Source organism: Paraburkholderia graminis, assembly GCF_003330785.1.
Classification (GTDB): Bacteria; Pseudomonadota; Gammaproteobacteria; order Burkholderiales; family Burkholderiaceae; genus Paraburkholderia; species Paraburkholderia graminis.
Genome location: NZ_CP024935.1, coordinates 2,358,620 through 2,371,925, shown reverse-complemented (window position 1 = coordinate 2,371,925; position 13,306 = coordinate 2,358,620). Strand labels below are relative to the sequence as shown.

Annotated in this window: 10 protein-coding genes; 7 read left to right on the top strand and 3 right to left on the bottom strand. The window is 62.0% G+C overall.

Annotated elements, in window-relative coordinates; translation table 11 throughout:
• Positions 1-194 precede the first annotated feature (194 nt).
• The 6 genes from CUJ91_RS28710 (at position 195) to CUJ91_RS28685 (ending at position 6,714) form a co-directional block, all read left to right on the top strand.
• On the top strand, positions 195-1,229 hold the full coding sequence (locus CUJ91_RS28710; protein WP_006049699.1) for a substrate-binding domain-containing protein: 1,035 nt from the start codon (positions 195-197) through the stop codon (positions 1,227-1,229).
• Between the two features lie 33 nt (positions 1,230-1,262).
• Positions 1,263-2,747 carry a sugar ABC transporter ATP-binding protein gene (locus tag CUJ91_RS28705; protein WP_114157731.1) on the top strand — a complete coding sequence of 495 codons (1,485 nt, stop codon included), beginning with the start codon at positions 1,263-1,265 and terminating at the stop codon, positions 2,745-2,747.
• Positions 2,744-3,679 carry an ABC transporter permease gene (locus tag CUJ91_RS28700; protein ID WP_006049697.1) on the top strand — a complete coding sequence of 312 codons (936 nt, stop codon included), beginning with the start codon at positions 2,744-2,746 and terminating at the stop codon, positions 3,677-3,679. Before CUJ91_RS28705 ends, CUJ91_RS28700 begins: the two co-directional genes overlap by 4 nt.
• Positions 3,676-4,662, top strand: coding sequence for an ABC transporter permease (locus CUJ91_RS28695; protein WP_114157730.1), 987 nt, complete (start codon positions 3,676-3,678; stop codon positions 4,660-4,662). The genes CUJ91_RS28700 and CUJ91_RS28695 overlap by 4 nt, the downstream gene beginning before the upstream one ends.
• Before the next feature lie 63 nt (positions 4,663-4,725).
• The gene (locus CUJ91_RS28690; RefSeq protein ID WP_114157729.1) at positions 4,726-5,634 is read left to right on the top strand and encodes an SMP-30/gluconolactonase/LRE family protein; all 909 of its coding nucleotides are present in this window, start codon (positions 4,726-4,728) and stop codon (positions 5,632-5,634) included.
• Positions 5,635-5,715: 81 nt separating this feature from the next.
• Positions 5,716-6,714 (top strand): ABC transporter substrate-binding protein, encoded by a 999-nt coding sequence (locus tag CUJ91_RS28685; protein WP_216649191.1) that lies wholly within the window; start codon positions 5,716-5,718, stop codon positions 6,712-6,714.
• 26 nt (positions 6,715-6,740) lie between these two features.
• Here the strand turns inward: CUJ91_RS28685 and CUJ91_RS28680 are convergent, their stop codons facing one another.
• Positions 6,741-7,634, bottom strand: a complete 894-nt coding sequence (locus tag CUJ91_RS28680) for a LysR family transcriptional regulator (RefSeq protein ID WP_053859929.1) — start codon at positions 7,632-7,634, stop codon at positions 6,741-6,743.
• Positions 7,635-7,736: 102 nt separating this feature from the next.
• Here CUJ91_RS28680 and CUJ91_RS28675 point away from each other — a divergent pair, with 102 nt between their 5' ends.
• A complete protein-coding gene (locus CUJ91_RS28675) occupies positions 7,737-8,726 on the top strand; it encodes a zinc-dependent alcohol dehydrogenase family protein (protein WP_006049692.1) in 990 nt (329 codons plus the stop codon).
• Between the two features lie 49 nt (positions 8,727-8,775).
• Here the strand turns inward: CUJ91_RS28675 and CUJ91_RS28670 are convergent, their stop codons facing one another.
• The gene (locus CUJ91_RS28670) at positions 8,776-10,974 is read right to left on the bottom strand and encodes a TonB-dependent siderophore receptor (protein ID WP_114157728.1); all 2,199 of its coding nucleotides are present in this window, start codon (positions 10,972-10,974) and stop codon (positions 8,776-8,778) included.
• A 58-nt stretch (positions 10,975-11,032) separates the two neighbouring features.
• Complete coding sequence (locus CUJ91_RS28665) at positions 11,033-13,306, bottom strand: sensor histidine kinase (protein ID WP_279635441.1); 2,274 nt, start codon at positions 13,304-13,306, stop codon at positions 11,033-11,035.

Below are 13,306 nucleotides of genomic sequence, written 5' to 3'. Positions count from 1 at the left end.
GCCGAAGGCAGTCGTTATACTGCCTCGGCGATCCGGTGGCCTGGCCACCGTGATTGGCCTGACCGCAGAACGGGTTCGAAGCAGACTGTCCGAAATGTATAGCGGCCGCGCACAAGCGGCCGTGTTCGCAAGAGGCGTGCTGTAGACAAAGTCGAGTCGCGCCTCCGACAAGCAGAATGAAAGGAGACGACAAGATGTTCCGTAAAGGAATGCAGGTCAAGATCGCCGCGGCCGTGGTTGCGTGCGTGTTGGGAGGCGCCGCGCAGGCGCAGGTCGCAACCGGCGATACGTCGCAGAAAAAGATCGCGCTGTCGAACAGCTTCGCGGGCAACGCGTGGCGGCAGTCGATGCTCAAAAGCTGGAACGCCGTCTCGCAGCAGGCGGTCGCCGACAAGAAAGTCGCCGCCGCGCCAGCCTTCACCACCGCCGAAAACCAGGTGACAGAGCAGGCGCAGCAAATCCAGAATCTCATCTTGCAGGGCTATAACGCGATCGTGATCGACGCCGTGTCGCCCACTGCGCTCAACGGCACGATCAAGAAGGCGTGCGCGGCAGGCGTCGTTGTCGTTTCGTTCGACGGCGTCGTCGACGAGCCTTGCGCGTATCGCGTAAACTTCGATTTCAAGGGCTGGGCCGAGCAGGGCGTCGACTATCTGGCGACGCGGCTCAACGGCAAGGGCAACATTCTCGAAGTGCGCGGCGTCGCCGGTATTTCAGTCGATAACCTCATGCACGAAGGCGTGCTCGAAGGGCTCAAGAAGCATCCGGGCATGAAGCTCGTCGGATCGGTCAACGGCGACTGGACGCAGTCCGTCGCGCAGAAAGCCGTCGCGGGCATTCTTCCGACGCTGCCGCAAGTGGACGGCGTCGCGACCGAAGGCGAGATGTCCTTCGGCATCGCGCAGGCATTCAAGGCGGCCAACCGGCCCGCGCCTCCGATGATTATCGGCAGCACGTATCCCGAGCTTCAATGGTGGAGCGAACAGACGAAGGCCGGCTATCAGTCGCGCTCGCTGTCCAATCCGCCGGGCGCGGTGAGCTTTGCATTCTGGGTCGCGCAGCAAGTGCTCGCGGGCAAGAAGATCCCGAAGGAAGTCACGATCAACGTGCCGCTGCTCGCCATCTCGCAACAGGAGTTGCCCGCGAAGCTCGCCGCGATTCCGCCTGGCGGCATCGCCGATGTGACCTATACGTTGCCGCAAACCGTGGCTCTGCTCGACAAGAAGTAAGCGCACGAAGACGCCACCCACGGAGACAGGTGAATGGGCGCAACATCCAGCCAGGAGGACAGCCGCGCGCTGATCCGCTTCGAAGGCATCGGCAAGACGTTCGGGCGGGTCCGCGCACTCACGGACATCGACTTCGCGTTCCTGCCCGGTGAATGTGTCGGCATTGCCGGCCACAACGGCGCGGGCAAATCGACGCTGATGTCGGTGCTCGCGGGCGTGTACGCGCCGACGCAAGGCCGCATCGAAGTGGACGGGCAAGATGCGCCGCATTACGACGCGAATGCCGCCAGAAATGCGGGCGTGCGCTGCGTGTTTCAGGAACTCTCGTTGTGCGCGAATCTGACCGTGGCCGAGAACATGACCGTCGTGCATCCGCATTTGCATGGACGCGGTTGGCGACGCAAGGCCACCGCGCTGATGCGCGAGAAGCTCGACGAAATTTTTCCGGATCACGGCCTGAAGGGCGGCGAACTCGTCTCCGATCTCACGCTCACGCAGCAGCAAATGGTGGAGATCGCGCGCGCTTTCACGGTCACTGATACGCCCGTGCGTCTCGTGATTCTCGACGAGCCGACTTCCTCGCTCGACGCTCATACCGCCGAGCAGTTGCTCGCCTTCGTGCGGCGCGCGGCTGCCGAGCGCGGTATTACGTGTCTGCTCATCACGCACATGCTCGGCGAAATAGAGCGCGTGGCGGACCGCGTGATGGTGATGCGCGACGGCGGCATCGTCGGCGTGCTGCCGCGCGCGCAGTCGAGCCGCGCGTCGATCATTCAGGCGATGGGCCAGCATCTCGAAGCCGACAAGTCGCCGGCCGCGGCGCGCGCGCGTAATGCGCGCAGCGATGAAGCGCGTTTTCGCTGGAATGTCGGCGTGAAGAAGCACACCGTAATCGAAGCGTCGCGCGGCGAGATCGTCGGCTTCGCGGGACTCGCGGGACAAGGTCAAACCGAAGCGCTGCTATCCATCTACGATGCCGCGACACGTCACGGCGCGGCGCGCGCGAAGGTCGCATTCGTTGCGGGCGATCGCGGACGCGACGGCGTGTTTCCCGTCTGGTCGATCGCGCAGAATCTCGATCTGCGCTGGCTGCTTGGCGGCGCAAAACGCAAGCGCGGTCTCGTCGATTTCGCCGCGGCGCGCGAACTCGTCGAAGCGTGGCGCGCGAAGATCGGCATACGCGGCGCGTCGATGAACGCGGGCATTCTTTCGCTCTCGGGCGGCAATCAGCAAAAGGTTCTGTTCGCGCGCGCGCTTGCCTGCGACGCCGAACTCATTCTGATGGACGATCCCACGCGCGGCGTCGATGTCGGCACCAAGCGCGACATCTATCAACTCGTACACGAAGAAGCCGCGAAGGGCCGCACCTTCATCTGGTACACCACGGAAAACGAAGAACTCTCGCACTGCGATCGCACTTACGTGTTCCGCTCCGCCGCCGTTACGCGCGTGCTTCACGCCGACGAATGCACGGAAGAGGCGCTGCTCGCGGCGAGCTTCGAGGATCAGGCAGCATGACATTCGCTAATACGCAGGCGCGTTTGCGCGCGATGCTTCCCGCAATTTCGCTGGTCGCGGTGCTGGTGCCGATCGCCATCATGCAGCCGACCGTGATGAGCTACTTCGGCTCCAGCCTGCTGCTGAATCTCGCCGTGCCGATCGTGCTCGCGACGCTCGCGCAACTCGCGATCATCACCGTCAACGATCTGGATCTGTCGATTGGCCCGTTCGTGAGTCTTGTCGCGTGCATCGGCGCGACGCTGCTGGTGAAGCAACCGTGGCTCGGCGCGCTGGCTTTAGCCGGTTGCGTGCTCGCGTATGCGGCCGTCGGCGCGCTGATCGAGTTGCGGCAGATTCCGTCCATCGTCGTAACGCTTGGTCTTTCGTTCGTATGGAGCGGGCTCGCCATCGTGCTGCTGCCGTCGCCTGGCGGCACGAGTCCCGAGTGGCTCGGCACGGCAATGGGCTACCAGACGCCGCTCATCGCCGCGCCGATCGTGTGGTCGGTGCTGATCGCGATCGTCGGACACCTGCTGCTGATGCGCTCGTCGGCGGGCGTGCGGGTTCGCGGCGCGGGCGGCAATCCGCGCGCGATGCGCCGCTTCGGCTGGTCGCTCGTGCGCAGCAAGGCGACGCTCTACGGCGTCGCGGGCGTGTTCGGCGTGCTATCGGGGTTGTCGCTGCTCGGCCTGACGACTTCCGCCGACGCCAATCTCGCGCTGCGCTATACGTTGCTGTCGATTGCGGCGGTGATACTCGGCGGCGGTGAATTTATCGGCGGCCGCGTGTCGGTAGTCGGCGCGGTGCTCGGTGCGATCACGCTGACGCTTGCGGCGTCGTTCCTCGCTTTCCTCAACATCTCGGCGGATTGGCAGGTCGGCATGCAGGGAGCGATTCTGATCGTCGTGTTGTCGTTGCGCGTGCTGCTGCAACGCGGAGAACGCCGGTGAAAACGCAAATTTCCAGCGAGCCGATCGCTTCTCAGGACAGCGCCTGGGCGCGGCTCAAAAGCATTCAGGCGCCGTGGGCCTGGTCGTTCGTCGGTACGGTGCTGGTGTGGTTCGGCATTGTCGGCGTGTTCGGCTTCGGCATCGCAAGCAATGTCGCGCAGACCGCGCTGACCTACGGCGTCTTCATGGTGCTTGTCGGTCTCGGGCAGATGCTCGTCATCACATCGGGCGTCGGCAACATCGACCTGTCGGTGCCGTCGACCATCGCGCTCGCCGGTGTGATCGGCATGCATGTGATGCGCAGCTCGAACGGATACATCGCGTTGGGCGTGGCCGCGGTGCTGGGCGTGGGCGTCGTTGTCGGCGTCGCCAACTACATGCTGATTCGCCTTTTGCGCATCCCGCCGATCATCGCGACGCTGTCGTCGAGCTTCATCATTCAGTCGATTGCGATCACGCAAGGCCGCCAGTTGCCGCCGCCACCGCCCGCGCTCGGCGCTTTCGCGACGGGCCGCGTTTTGCAGATTCCGTATATCGCGCTGCTCGCGCTCGCGTTGTCGATTGCGCTCGCGGTGCTGCTGCATCGCGCCGTGTATGGCCGCAGGCTTTCCGCTATCGGCCAGAACGCGCGGGCCGCGTGGCTCGCGGGCGTCAACGTGCATCGCACACGCTGCCTCGCGTACGTGCTGTCGTCGATGATCGCGTCGCTCACCGCGTTGCTGCTCGCGGCCATATCCGGCGGCGCGTCGCTCGACATGGGCGTGGAGTACATGCTGATTTCGATTGCCGTGGTCGTGATCGGCGGCACGCTGGTGACGGGCGGCAAGGCGACGATCGTCGGCGTATGGGGCGCGTCCATGTTCCTCTTTCTCACGAACGCGGCGCTCAATGCGGTGGGCGCGGATGCGGGCGTGCGCTCCATCGTGTATGGCGTGTTGATCATTTCGGTGACAGTGGCGGCGGGCGGAAAAGTGCTGCGATAGGCTTTGCAATAAGCGTTGCAATTGAAGCCCGCAGTAATAGCAAATAGAGAAGGGCAAGGAGACATGAAAAGCACCGACTTCGAAGTACATGACCCGCGTTTCAGGCTGCTGCTTCAGCCCAACGCCTTTCTGACGCGTCTCACGAACGAATGCCTGTGGGCCGAAGGTCCGGTCTATTTCCCGGCGGCAGACCTGCTTATCTGGAGCGACATACCGAACAACCGGATGATGCGTTGGGCGCCGGGGATGGGCGTAGGCGTTTATCGCGCGCCGTCCAATTACAGCAATGGCAACACGCGCGACCGCGAGGGACGGCTCGTGACCTGCGAGCACGGCACGCGACGCGTGACGCGCACCGAACACGACGGCAGCGTGACCGTGCTGGCGTCGCACTTCGAAGGCAAGCGCCTCAATTCTCCGAACGATGTAGTCGTGGATTCCAAAGGTGACATCTGGTTCACCGATCCCGACTACGGCATTCTGAGCGACTACGAAGGTTATCGCGCCGACAGCGAAATTGGTCGTTGTAACGTCTATCGCATCGGCGCCGACAGCGCGCAGGTGGAACTGGTCTGCGACGAGTTCGCGAAGCCGAACGGCCTCGCGTTCTCGCCGGACGAGAGCAAACTTTATATCGCCGATTCCGCTGCTTCGCACGACGACAACGCGCCGCGCCATATCCGCGTATTCGACGTGACGAGCGAAGGCGGTCTGCGCAACGGGCGTGTTTTTGCGGAGATGCAAAGCGGCGTGCCGGACGGCATGCGCATCGACGAGCACGGCAACGTCTGGACCAGCGCCGAAGACGGCGTGCATTGCTACGCGCCCAATGGCGCGCTGCTCGGCAAGATCCTGATACCCGAAGTCGTAGCCAATCTGACCTTCGGCGGATTGAACCGCAACTGCCTGTTCATCGCGGCGACGGCTTCCATCTATTCGCTTCATGTGGGTGTGCGCGGCGCGGGCCGCTGAAGCGCCCGAATATTTCAAATACATCGAATACTCGATAGGAGACACGACGTGCAGATAAAAAAACTGGCTCTCTCGCTGTGCATGGCCGCGATATGCGTGGCTGCATCCGCGGGCGCATCGGCGCAGGTCGCGACGGGCGATACCTCTTCGATGAAAATTGCGCTGTCGAATAACTATGCTGGCAATAGCTGGCGTCAGCAGATGCTCAAGAGCTGGTCCAACATCGCGGACCCGGCAGTCAAGCAAAAGATCGTCGCGGCCGCGCCGAGCTTCACCACGGCGGAAAGCCAGGCGACCGAGCAGGTCCAGCAGATCCAGAACCTGATACTCCAGGGCTTCAAGGCGATCGCGGTCGACTCCGTGTCGCCCACGGCGCTCAACGGCGTCATCAAGCAGGCGTGCGGCGCGGGCGTGACGGTCGTCTCGTTCGACGGCATCGCGACCGAGCCGTGCGCCTATCGCATCGCCGTCGATTTTCAGGGCATGGGCCGCATGCAGGTCGACTATCTGGCGAAGCGTCTAAACGGCAAGGGCAACCTGCTCGAGATTCGCGGGCTCGCGGGTGTCTCCGTCGACGACGAGATTCATCAGGGCATGGTCGACGAACTGAAGAAGTATCCGGGCCTGAAGGTGGTCGGTTCGGTGCATGGCGACTGGACGCAGACGGTCGCGCAAAAGCAGGTTGCGGGTGTGTTGCCGACGTTGCCCAAGATCGACGGCGTGCTCACACAAGGCGGCGACGGTTTCGGCGCGGCGCAGGCGATCAAGGCGGCCGGACGGCCGACGCCGATCATCATTCTTGGCAACCGCCAGGAAGAACTTGCGTGGTGGGCCGATCAGAAAAAGAGCGGCTACGAAACGATGTCGGTGACCATTCCGCCCGGCGCGTCGTCGTTCGCATTCTGGGTGACGCAGCAGATTCTCGCGGGCAAGAAAGTGCCGCATGACATTCGCATGCCGGTGCTCGAAGTGAAGCCCGACGAACTCGACGCGGTGCTGGCGAAGACGCCGCCTGGCGCGCTCGCGAACAAGGAGTACACGCGCGAGGAAGTGGTGGCGGTCATCGACGGAAAGAAATAGAGTGGCCGCTACTTGCGTCGACCGATCTATCCCTCGCCGAAGCGCGCCACGACGAAGTCGATGAAGCTGCGCAGCTTCGGCGTGGGCCGGCGGTCGGGCGCAAACAGTAGATGGATCGGCAGCGGCGGCGGTTCGTAGTCCGGCAGCACGCGCACGAGGCGCCCTGCAGCGAGATCGTCGCGCAGCATGTCGCACGGTTGCAGGATGATGCCCGCGCCTTCGACTGCGGCATTGCGCAGCGCCTGGCCGTTGTTGATCGAGAAGCGGCTGCTGACCGGCACCACATGCCGGCCGTCGGGCCCGACCAAATGCCATTCACGTAACGGCCCGCGACCCCAGTAAGAGAATCCGGGGCACTCATGCTGCGTCAGATCTTCAGGGCGTAGAGGCGTGCCGCGCTCAGCCAGATACGCGGGCGACGCGCAGATCGTCAGTCGATAAGGACCGATCGGCCGCGCAATCAGCCTCGAATCGGCGATCGGCGCGATGCGCACGACGGCGTCATAGCCTTCGTCGATTACGTCGATCAGCCGGTCGCTCAGCGTCAGGTCAACACTGACTTCGGGATGTTGCCGCATGTATTGCGCGAGCGTCGGCACGAGGCTGTGCGCGCCGAAGCTCACCGGTGCATTGATGCGCAGCTTGCCGCGCGGCGCGGCCTGCAGGTTCGCGGCCAGCGCCTCCGCCGCTTCCATCTCGGCGAGCACGGACTTGCTGCGCTCGTAAAACGCGCGCCCGGCTTCGGTGAGGCTTTGGCGGCGCGTCGTACGATTGATGAGCTGCATGCGATAGCGCTCCTCGAGCAGCCGCACATGCTTGCCGACGGCCTGCGATGTCATGCCGAGCGCCGCGCCGGCCGCGGCGAACGAGCCCGTTTCCGCCGCTTTGACGAAGACCGCCATGCTGGTGAGACGATCCATGATTAGAAACAGTTAGGTTCGATAGTCAGAGCGAACGCGCCATTTATCGTGCGGCCGGCTCAAATTATAGTGAGTTCGTCACTTACTCGTTGGAGAGCGAACATGCCGCGTGTCGTACGTTTTCATCAGAATGGCGGTCCCGAAGTGCTGCGGATCGATAACGTCGAAGTACCGCCGCCCGCCGCGGACGAGATCCAGTTGCAGATTCGTGCGCTGGGCGTGAACAGAGCGGAGTCCATGTTCCGCTCCGGGTTCTATGTGGAGTCGCCGGTGTTTCCCGCGCGGCTCGGTTATGAGGCGTCCGGCGTCGTCAGCGCCGTCGGTTCGTCCGTGACCAATGTCGCCGTCGGCGACGCGGTCGCCATCATTCCGCCCATGTCGATCACGCGATGGGGCGCGTATGGCGATACCGGCAATTTTCCGGCGGCGCATGCGGTGAAGAATCCACCGTCGCTAGGATTCACCGAGGCCGCCGCGGTGTGGATGCAGTATGTAACGGCGTGGGGCGCACTGGTCGACATCGCGCAATTGCGCGCAGGCGAGGCGGTCATCATCACGGCGTCGTCGAGCAGCGTGGGGCTTGCGGCGATTCAGGTGGCAAAGAGCGTGGGCGCCATTGCGATTGCGACGACCCGCACCGACGCGAAGAAAAACGCGCTGCTGGAAGCGGGCGCCGACCACGTGATCGTCACGCAGCAGGAAGATCTGGTCGCGCGCGTCAACGAGATCACCGGCGGCGCGGGCGCGCGCGTCGCGTTCGATCCGGTGCTCGGGCCGGAGTTCGAGAAAGTGGCCGATGCGCTGTGCGAGCGTGGCATCGTGTTCGCTTATGGCGCGCTGAGTCCAGAACCGACGCCGTTCCCGCTGTTCGCGATCCTCGGCAAGATGCTGACCGTGTATGGCTACCAGTACAAGCTGATCGTGAGCGATCCGGCGCGTCTGGAAAGGGCAAAGCGCTTCGTTCTCGATGGCCTTTCGTCGGGCGTGCTGAAGCCGGTGATCGACAAGGTCTTCCCGCTCGAGCAGATCGTCGACGCTCATCGATATCTCGAGTCGAACCAGCAGTTCGGGAAGATTGTTGTCACGGTGTGAGGACGTTTGCAGGCATAGCGTTCGGAGCCTGCAATCGCTCACATCGCCATCACCAGTTGTATTTCGCACTGGCCAGCACGGTCCGCTCGTTGCCGAACACGCACACTGCATACGACTGGCAACCGCTCACATAGCGGCGGTCGAATACGTTCGCCACATTCAATGCGAGCCGCCAGTCGCGAGTGTCGTAGTGCAATGCGGCGTCGTAAAGCGTGTAGCTTGCAATCGTCAGCGAGTTGTCCGGTGCGCCCGCCAGCGCGCTTTGATAACGGACTCCGGCGCCGATGCCGAAACCCGCGAGCGCGCCTGTATGCCATGTCCAGTCCGTCCATAGCGACGCCATTTGCCGTGGACGTGGAACGTCCACGGGCCACCTGTTTAGCGACGCATCGTTGGCCTTGATGTTCTTCACGTCCTGATAGACATACGACGCAATCATCGACAGTTCCCGCGTTATCTGTCCGACGGCATTCAGCTCGATGCCACGCGAACGGACCTCGCCGGTCTGCACGAACGAAGTGCCGGTCGGATCGAAATTGATCGGCGCCGGCGTGACGACGTTGGTTTGATTGATCTGATAGACGGCTGCGCTTAACGTCACGTTTTTTCCTGCGGGTCGCCAGCGCAGACCCGCCTCGATCTGCCGGCCGCGCGTCGGCTTGGGCAAGCCACCGCCGTTCATCCTCACGCCAATGACCGGATTAAACGATGTCGAATAACTTGCGTAGGGCGACAGTCCATAGTCGCCCTCATAAGTGAGACCGACGCGACCCGAAAAGGCGCTGACATTCTGTTTGATCTGCGAGTTGTTCGCGCGGTCGTCCTGGCGCATATCGACCCAGTCTTCGCGGCCGCCGAGCGTCAGTGTCCATCGGCCCGCCTTGATCTGGTCCTGCGCATAGGTGGCCAATGTACTCATCGTTGTGTGCGCATCGGTATGGCCGAACGAAGTCGGACCCGAAAAGATCGCGGTCGTGACCGGCGTATAGGCCGGCTTGTAGAGATTGAGATAGGGTGCGAGTGCGAGCCACACGCTTTCGGTCGTCGTCTGCCTGTTGTACTGGAAGCCGAGTAGCAGCGTGTGCTCGAGCGGTCCTGTCGCGAAGCGCGCTTGCGCATTGTTGTCGACGTCCAGGCGGCTGTAGTTCATCTGGAACAAGCCTGCATAACGTGTCATGGTGGTCGTGCTGTGAGGCGCGAGACCGTTGCCGAAGACAGATCCATCGTCACCCGACAAGTGCATCCAGCGCACGTTCTGGCGCAACGTCCAGATCGGATCGAGATCGCGCGAGAACTGATAGCCGAGCGATTCCTGCTTCTTCTGATAGTGGTTGAATGCCGGATCGCCCATATAAATGTCCTGAGACAACGAGCCGTTCGGATTCGGTAGTACCGTGCCTTGCGCGGGCAGGAAGTTATATGAAATATCGCCGCGATCTTGCAGGTAGGTTGCAGTGACTGTGAGCGATGTCTTCGAATCTGGTCGCCAGCGAAACGACGGTGCGAGCGCGACGCGCTGGTCCGCGTTCGGGCCGGTCAGCGCATTGCCGTCGCGTGCCACGCCGAGAAAGCGATACGCGTACTTGCCGTCGGCGTCGAGCGTATCGCCGACGTCGATCATCGTCTGCTTGCGTGCGTAATTGCCGATCTGCACGCCGATCTCGCGGATGCGCTCGCCGTCAGCCTGCCGCGTCTGTGCATCGACGATCGCGCCGGGGTCGCCGGCTCCATATACCACCGACGTCGGCCCGCGTAGCACGGTGAGGCTCTCGATCATATAAGGATCGACACGCCAGTTCGCGAGTGTTGCGGTATTAGGCGTTTGCAACCCATCGACGAACAGCGTCGGCGTAAAGCCGCGCAATGCCGCATACCAGTCGGTGCGGCCGTCCGACCCGAACGATGAAAAACCAGGTACGTAGCGCAGCGCCTGATTGATGTCGGTCGCGCCGGTCATCTCCATCTGCTGTGCGGTGACGATGTTGACGGTTTGAGGAACCTCGTTGATCGGCGTATCGGTTTTTGTGCCCGTCGTTGTGCGCTTGCCGACGAGTCCGACCGACGATCCCTCTCGTACATCCTTCACGGTGATCGCCGGCAACGCGCTGAGAGGCATGGCGTCCGTCACGCTCGCGTCGTCTACGGGTTGTGTCGGCTGTGCGTGCGCGTGGCCGACAGTCGCTGCGAGAACGATACCCTTCACCGCGACCATGATCGTGCGTCGTCCGGTGCGCATAGCCCACATCATTCGGTACTGCTCCTGTTTTATTGTTGGCGGCCTGCGGGGCCTGGCCATTTGCGCAGTTTCACGAGATGTTCTCTGGTTCATGCGGCGCGAGTGCAAGCGCTTCGGCGCCCGGAAAGTCCAATGCCTCGACGCAACGGCGAACTTCGGTCAGAAACGCGGTACACGAGGGATGAATCGCGAGCATGGTTTCAATCCATTGCTCGATGTCGGTGAGGCGCCCGTCTTTTGCAAGTACTGCGAGATCGCGGCGATCGCTGCGCGGGGGAATAGCCGAGGCAAGCCACCGCTTAGGCTGCGGACGAGCAGGCGCTGAGCCGATGGAGGTGTACGGTACGACGCTCAACTGCGAAGCATCGAGATCTTTTGCAAAAGGAACAATGAGCTCGAATGAAAACGAAGTGCCTTGCTGCAGCGCGCTCGAAACGCGCAACTCACCGCCCATTGTGTTGACAATACGCTGGGCGATGAAAAGGCCGAGTCCGGTACTGCCGTTCACCGACTGTATCTGTCTAAAGGCGGTAAACAGTTTCGACTGTTCTTCGATGGCGATGCCAATGCCCGTATCCGCGACTTCAAAGCCCATGTGCCAATGCTGTTCATGGCGGCGCGCCCGCACTGTCATCATGACGGTGCCGTCGTGTGTGAACTTCGACGCATTGGACAATAGATTCAGCAGTACCTGCTGTAATCGGCGGCCGTCTATCGTCAATTGACGCGGTAGCGATGTCAACGCCTGATAGTGGAACTGGTTATTCAGTTGCGCACAGAGTGCGACCGCGTATTCGGCGATGTCGTCGAGAAGTGCGGGCAGATCGGTCGCGGTCGGTGCGATATCCAGTGGTTGCAACTCTGCTTTCGTGTATCCAATTAGCTCGTCGATCAAGGCCAGTTGATAGTTCACACTGCGCTCGATAGCCTGTATCAGCGTGGCTTGCTTCGAATCGGCTCTATTCAGTAGAAGGCTGGCGTAACTGGAAATGGTCGCCAATGGCGCGCGGAGATCGTGACTGACATAGCCGAGCGTTTCGATCTTTTGCCGGTTCTTCTCTTCGGCGTAACGCAGTGCTTCGTTCAATTCCAATGTGCGCCGCGCGACTTGCTCGCGCAGGCGGTCGTGTTCGGTTCTTTGCCAGTCCGCGAGTTCGGTTCTCGCCGCCCTTCGTTGCTTGCCGACGTGATTGACCCATGCGGCAAGCACGATTAGATGCGTCGCTAATCCAATGATCGCGACCGCCGGGTTCGGATGAATATCCGACTTTAACCATGCAAGAGCCGGCGGCAACGATCCGAGCGTTTCGAGCACGCGCAACGCAGAGTTGAGCAGCGAGAAGATCACGGTGAGCAACATGATCCGCGCGGTGGGCGTCGATTGACGGGCGAGACTTGCAGCCATCCCCACTGTGACGAAACCGAATACTGCGTTGACGTACAGGCCGACTTGCGCGAAGACGAACAGATTGCCGAAGGCGGCGCCCGCCGCCCCAATGCATTCGAGCGACGCGAATACATACAGCACGTAGCGCCAGGGCAGACGCGCTTTCTCGTCGCGTGCAATGCGCAAGATGAAAGCGATGAACAGCAGCACCGCAGTGCATCCGAATACCGTGACGCTTCTCGAACTCCACTCGGTCGCCTGCGGCCATAGATAGACTCTCGTGTACCCGCGCTCCGCAGCTTCGAATAGCGCTGTCATCAAGCAGAGAGCCGCCAACACGAGAAACGGGCCGCTGCGGGAGAAATAGGCGATAAGCAGCGCACACCATGCGAGTGCGAGAGTTCCGCCGATCAGTCCGCCATTCCAGAGCGCGGCGCGTTTTTCCAATGCATCGAATGCCGCCGACGAATACAGCGCCGGTTCGAGCGTAAGCGCGGTATCGCTTGCTACGCGGATGAAAACCGGCAAGCGTTCGCCGGGCGCGAGCGAGAACTCCATCAGCGGATAGCGTGATGAAACAGGCTGGGACACCGCATCGGTACGGCTCGCATAGAAGTCGACATGCTCTAGACGCGCGTCGAGAAGCGCGAGAACTAGTGCGAGGTTTGTTGCGGCATGATTGCTCAACTCGACGCGCAGCCACCAGGCCGAGTGCGTGAAACCCGGCTTTAATCTCTTCTGCTGTGCAGTGGCGAAGCTGAGTGGACTTTCTGCGTAAAGGGCATTGATATCGGCGAGCGTCATCGTGCCCGAGACATCTTCAAAGACCTGTATCTGGCCAAGAGCGGGCAGTGGCGACTCGTTAGCGCTGGTAGTGTTGGACGTTGAAGCGAATAAATGAGTGCTCCAGCAGATAAAACACAAGAACACGATGCGCTGCCAGATGGCTCCCGGCAT

Excerpts from the sequence above, each read along its gene's own strand:
- CUJ91_RS28700 (WP_006049697.1), top strand. The coding sequence starts at position 2,744 with ATGACATTCGCTAATACGCAGGCGCGTTTGCGCGCGATGCTTCCCGCA.
- CUJ91_RS28670 (WP_114157728.1), bottom strand. The coding sequence starts at position 10,974 with ATGATGTGGGCTATGCGCACCGGACGACGCACGATCATGGTCGCGGTG.
- CUJ91_RS28675 (WP_006049692.1), top strand. The coding sequence starts at position 7,737 with ATGCCGCGTGTCGTACGTTTTCATCAGAATGGCGGTCCCGAAGTGCTG.
- CUJ91_RS28685 (WP_216649191.1), top strand. The coding sequence starts at position 5,716 with ATGGCCGCGATATGCGTGGCTGCATCCGCGGGCGCATCGGCGCAGGTC.
- CUJ91_RS28705 (WP_114157731.1), top strand. The coding sequence starts at position 1,263 with ATGGGCGCAACATCCAGCCAGGAGGACAGCCGCGCGCTGATCCGCTTC.
- CUJ91_RS28680 (WP_053859929.1), bottom strand. The coding sequence starts at position 7,634 with ATGGATCGTCTCACCAGCATGGCGGTCTTCGTCAAAGCGGCGGAAACG.
- CUJ91_RS28710 (WP_006049699.1), top strand. The coding sequence starts at position 195 with ATGTTCCGTAAAGGAATGCAGGTCAAGATCGCCGCGGCCGTGGTTGCG.
- CUJ91_RS28665 (WP_279635441.1), bottom strand. The coding sequence starts at position 13,306 with ATGCCGGGAGCCATCTGGCAGCGCATCGTGTTCTTGTGTTTTATCTGC.
- CUJ91_RS28690 (WP_114157729.1), top strand. The coding sequence starts at position 4,726 with ATGAAAAGCACCGACTTCGAAGTACATGACCCGCGTTTCAGGCTGCTG.